The sequence below is a fragment of the Aquabacterium sp. genome (assembly GCF_044226965.1).
Lineage (GTDB): Bacteria > Pseudomonadota > Gammaproteobacteria > Burkholderiales > Burkholderiaceae_C > Pseudaquabacterium.
Genome location: NZ_JBGAGA010000125.1, coordinates 1 through 4,278, shown reverse-complemented (window position 1 = coordinate 4,278; position 4,278 = coordinate 1). Strand labels below are relative to the sequence as shown.

Here is a 4,278-nt window from a genome sequence, read left to right as displayed (position 1 = left end):
GCGCCTGACGGAGCCGCCGCCGCACGCCCCCTGCCGCCCGGGCTGCGCAGCCTGGTGTGGGTGGTGCGCGCACTGACCGTGCTGGGCGCGACCACCCTGTGCCTGGTGCCGCTGCTGTTCTGGCTGTCGCCGGACTGGGTGCGCAGCGCCGGCCCGTCGATCGCCGGCATTGGCGACCATCCCACCGTGATCGACGAACGCGCGCTGCTGCTGGGCGCGCTGTCCAGCCTGCCCGGCGTGCTGCTGGGCCTGGCGGCGCTGTGGCAGCTGTGGCAGCTCTTCGGCGAATACGGCGCTGGCCGTGTCTTTGGCAGGTTGGCGCAGCGGCATCTGCGGGGCTTTGCCTGGTGCATGCTGGCCTCGGCGCTGCTGTCGCCCTTGTTGCGCGCCGCGGTGGGCGTCGCGCTCACCCTGGGCAACCCGCCGGGCCAGCGCCTGCTGGCCTTCAGCCTGTCGTGGAACGACTATGTCGGCATCCTCTGCGGCGCGGTGCTGCTGGCCGTCGCGGTCGTCATGAGCGAGGCGGTGCGCCTGGCCGAAGAGAACGACAGCTTCGTCTGAACATGTTGGCCCCTTGCTCGCTCCGCTCGCGTCCCCCACGGGGATCAGCCGCCTTGAGGCGGCCCGGCGTCGGCTGACCCATGCCCATCGTCGTCAACCTCGATGTGATGCTGGCGCGGCGCAAGATGCGCTCGCGCGAACTGGCCGAGGCGGTGGGCATCACCGAGCAGAACATCTCGCTGCTCAAGAGCGGCAAGGTGCGCGGCGTGCGCTTCGACACGCTGGCGCGCATCTGCGAGGTGCTGCAGTGCCAGCCCGCCGACCTGCTGGAGTACCGGCCCGACCCGCCGGCGCCGGACAAGCCGTGAGCCTGCCTCCCCTGTCCAGGCCCGGCCGGGGCCGGCTGCTGCTGTGCGTCATCGGCGTCCACCTGCTGGCCGCGTGGTGGCTGGCCGATGCGCTGCGGCCGCGGCTGCGGTCCGAACGGCCGCTGGCGGAGGCCCGCCCGCTGTGGTTGCGGCTGGTGCCCGAGCCGGCGCCAAGTCCTCGCCTGCCAGCGCCCGCGCCGGCGCCGACACCACGGGCAGCGAAGCTCGCGCCGCAGCGGCCCGAGCCGCAGCCGATCACCGTTGCACCGGCGCTCGACGCAGCTCCGCAGCCGCAGCCGCAGCCGCAGCCGCAGCCGCAACCCATCAGCGCAGCGCCTGCCGAGCCGGTGGCCGCCGCGGCACCGCCGCCCGCCTCTGCGCCGCTGGACCTGCGGCTGCCGAAGGGCGCGGCCTCGCAGCCGCGTTCGCTGGCGTCGCTGCTGCGTGACGACCCGCGGCTGCGCGATCGGCCGCTGACGGCCACCGAACGCATCGGCCAGGCGCTGGACGGCACGATCCACGAGGAGGCCTTGCCCGATGGCTCACGGCGCTTCCGCCGCGGCAACGAGTGCCTGGTGGCCCGGCCCTCACGCGCCGGCCAGATCGACCCGTTCGACAGCACGCATCCCAAGCCCTGGCTGGTGGGGCCCTGCTGAGGGGCCGGCTGAGGGTCCTCAACCAGGCCGGCTCAGCCGACGGCGATCGGCGCCTCCGGCTGCGCGCACCACTCGCTCCACGAGCCGGCGTAGAGCGCGGCGCCGGGCAGCCCGGCGATCTCCATCGCCAGCAGGTTGTGGCAGGCGGTGGCGCCCGAGCCGCAGTACTGCACCAGCTCGGCCGGCACGCGGCCGGCCATCAGGGCCTGCCATTCGGCACGCAGGGCGTCGGCGGTCTTGAAGCGGTTGTCGGGCCCGAGGTTGTCGCGGAAGGGCCGGTTGGTCGCCCCCGGAATGTGGCCGGCCACCGGGTCGAGGGTCTCGTTCTCGCCGCGAAAGCGATCGGCCGCCCGCGCATCGACCAGCAAGCGCGGCCCGCGGCCGAGGCCGGCGCGCACCTCGGCGTGGTTCAGCAGGCGCGTCAGCGCGGGGCGCAGCGTGAAGCGGCCGGGCACCGGCGTGCTGGAGATGCCCACCTGCAGCGCACCTCCGGCTTCGCGCCAGGCCGCCAGGCCGCCATCGAGCACCGCCACCTGCGCATGACCGGCCCAGCGCAGCATCCACCACAGCCGCCCTGCAAACATGGCGCCGGAGGCGTCGTAGGCCACGATCAGGCTGTCGTCGCTGGCGCCCAGTTCGGCCATGCGCGCCGCGAAGGCCGCGCGCTCGGGCAAGGGATGGCGGCCGTTGCGGCCGGTCTTCGGCGCGGAGAGGTCCTGGTCGAGGTGCAGGTACACCGCGTTCGGGATGTGGCCGGCGGCGTGGGCCCGCGCGCCGGCATTCGGGTCGGCGAGGTCGAAGCTGCAGTCGCACACCAGCGTGCGCGCGTGCGGGTCGTTCAGGCGGGCCGCCAGGGCCGAGGCGGTGATCAGCGGAGACGTCATCTTGCGTGGGGCGTGGGTTGCGGGGCGGCCCGGGCGCGCGCCTCCTCCTGCAGGCGCAGCACGCGGCGCTGCACCTTGCCGGTGGTGGTCATCGGCAGGGCGTCGATGAACTCGATGTCCTTCGGGTATTCGTAGGGCGCGAGCTTGCCCTTCACATGCTGCTGCAGCGACTCGACCAGCGCGTCGCTGGCCGCGTAGCCGGGGGCCAGCACGACATAGGCCTTGACCACCGCGCCGCGTGCCGCGTCGGGCTTGGGCACCACCGCGGCATTGGCCACCGCGGGATGCTTGACGAGGCAGTTCTCCACCTCGCTGGGACCGATGCGGTAGCCGGCGGCCTTGAACACGTCGTCGCTGCGGCCCTGGTACCAGAGGTAGCCGTCCTCGTCCATCACCGCCGTGTCGCCGGTGCGGCACCAGCTGCTGGCCATGTCACCGGTGAACTTCGCGCGGGTGGCCTCGTCGTTCTTCCAGTAGCCGAGGAAGAACACCGGGTCGGGCTGGCCATGCACGTCCAGCCGGTGCACCGCCACGTCGCCGGGCGTGCCGCGCGGGCATTCGCGGCCCGCGTCGTCGATCACCGCAATGCGGTGGCCCGGGTAGGCGCGGCCCATGCTGCCCGGGCGTGCTGGCCAGCCGGCTGCCTCGCGGCCCCGGCCATCGAGCGTGCGGCCGCAGTTGCCGACGATGTAGTTGATCTCGGTCTGGCCGAACATCTCGTTGACGGTGACGTCCAGCTCGTCGCGGCAGTAGGCGAACACCGCATCGCCCACCGCCTCGCCCGCGCTCATGATCGCGCGCAGCTGCAGCCGGTACTGCCTGCGCGGGTGCGGCACCGCCTTCATCATCGCCTTCAGCGCGGTGGGGAAGAGGAAGGTGTGCGTCACCCGGTACTGCTGCATCAGCTCGAAGGCCTTCTCCGGCGCGAAGCGGCCCTGGTAGGCCACGATCTCGCGCCCGAAGTACAGCGTGGGCAGCAGCGCGTCCATCAGCCCGCCGGTCCAGGCCCAGTCCGCCGGCGACCAGAACACCGCATCGGCCTGCGGATACCAGTTCTGGCTGCAGACGAAGCCGGTGAGGTTGCCGATCAGCGCGCGGTGGGGAATCAGCGCCCCCTTGGGCGGACCGGTGGTGCCGCTGGTGTAGATCAGCACCGCGGGATCGTCGGCACCGGTGACGACCGGATCGTGCACGTCGCGCTCGGCGGCCAGCGCATCGGCCCAGTCGATGTCGCCCTGGCCTGCGGCGTCGCCGGCCGCGATCACGCAGCGCAGGCCCGGGCACTGCGGGCGCGCCGCGCGCAGGTTGGCGATCGCGCTCTCGTCGACGATCGCGACAGCGGCCTCGCTGTGCTGCAGCCTGTACTCCAGCGCATCGGGCCCGAACAGCATCGACAGCGGCATCGCCACCGCGCCCAGCTGCGCCACCGCGATCTGCGCGATGGCGGTCTCGCAGCGCTGCGGCATCACGATCGCGACCCGGTCGCCGCGCCGCACGCCCAGGCGCTGCAGCGCGTTGGCCAGGCGATGGGCCTGCTGCTGCAGCTGGCCGTAGCGCAGCGTGGCACGGGCGCCGTTCTCGTGCTGCGCATGGATGGCGATGGCCTCGGGCGTCGCCCGCGCCCAGCGGCCGCAGCAGGCCTCGGCGATGTTGAACTGCGCCGGCACCTGCCACCTGAACTGCGCGTGGATCTCGGCATGCCGGTCGGCGACCGCCACCGCCCCCGCGCCGCGCGTGCGCTTCATGCGGAGCGTGCGAAGCGCTGCAGCGCCTCGCCGGTGACGCGGCAGATGCGCCAGTCGGGCATCACGGTGGCGCCCATGCGCTGGTAGAAGCGGATGGCGTTCTCGTTCCAGTCCAGCACGCTCC

At 73.2% G+C, this 4,278-nt stretch carries 5 protein-coding genes and 1 pseudogene; 3 read left to right on the top strand and 3 right to left on the bottom strand.

What is annotated here, in order from left to right; all coding sequences use genetic code 11:
* The 3 genes from ACILR4_RS28785 to ACILR4_RS28775 form a co-directional block, all read left to right on the top strand.
* Positions 1-561 (top strand): DUF2975 domain-containing protein (locus tag ACILR4_RS28785; protein WP_395704322.1); only part of this gene is annotated, 561 nt, incomplete at its 5' end.
* 80 nt (positions 562-641) lie between these two features.
* Positions 642-869: a helix-turn-helix domain-containing protein gene (locus ACILR4_RS28780; RefSeq protein WP_395704182.1), complete on the top strand. Its 228-nt coding sequence runs from the start codon at positions 642-644 to the stop codon at positions 867-869.
* Complete coding sequence (locus ACILR4_RS28775; RefSeq protein WP_395704321.1) at positions 866-1,525, top strand: hypothetical protein; 660 nt, start codon at positions 866-868, stop codon at positions 1,523-1,525. Before ACILR4_RS28780 ends, ACILR4_RS28775 begins: the two co-directional genes overlap by 4 nt.
* 32 nt (positions 1,526-1,557) lie before the next feature.
* On the opposite strand, the gene ACILR4_RS28770 is transcribed toward ACILR4_RS28775, so the two are convergent.
* From ACILR4_RS28770 to ACILR4_RS28760, 3 genes and pseudogenes are all read right to left on the bottom strand, one after another.
* On the bottom strand, positions 1,558-2,409 hold the full coding sequence (locus ACILR4_RS28770) for a sulfurtransferase (protein WP_395704320.1): 852 nt from the start codon (positions 2,407-2,409) through the stop codon (positions 1,558-1,560).
* Positions 2,406-4,154 carry an acyl-CoA synthetase gene (locus ACILR4_RS28765; protein ID WP_395704319.1) on the bottom strand — a complete coding sequence of 583 codons (1,749 nt, stop codon included), beginning with the start codon at positions 4,152-4,154 and terminating at the stop codon, positions 2,406-2,408. Before ACILR4_RS28765 ends, ACILR4_RS28770 begins: the two co-directional genes overlap by 4 nt.
* Positions 4,151-4,278 (bottom strand): annotated as a pseudogene (locus ACILR4_RS28760) (GNAT family N-acetyltransferase); the annotation flags it as partial. The gene ACILR4_RS28765 and the pseudogene ACILR4_RS28760, both read right to left, overlap by 4 nt.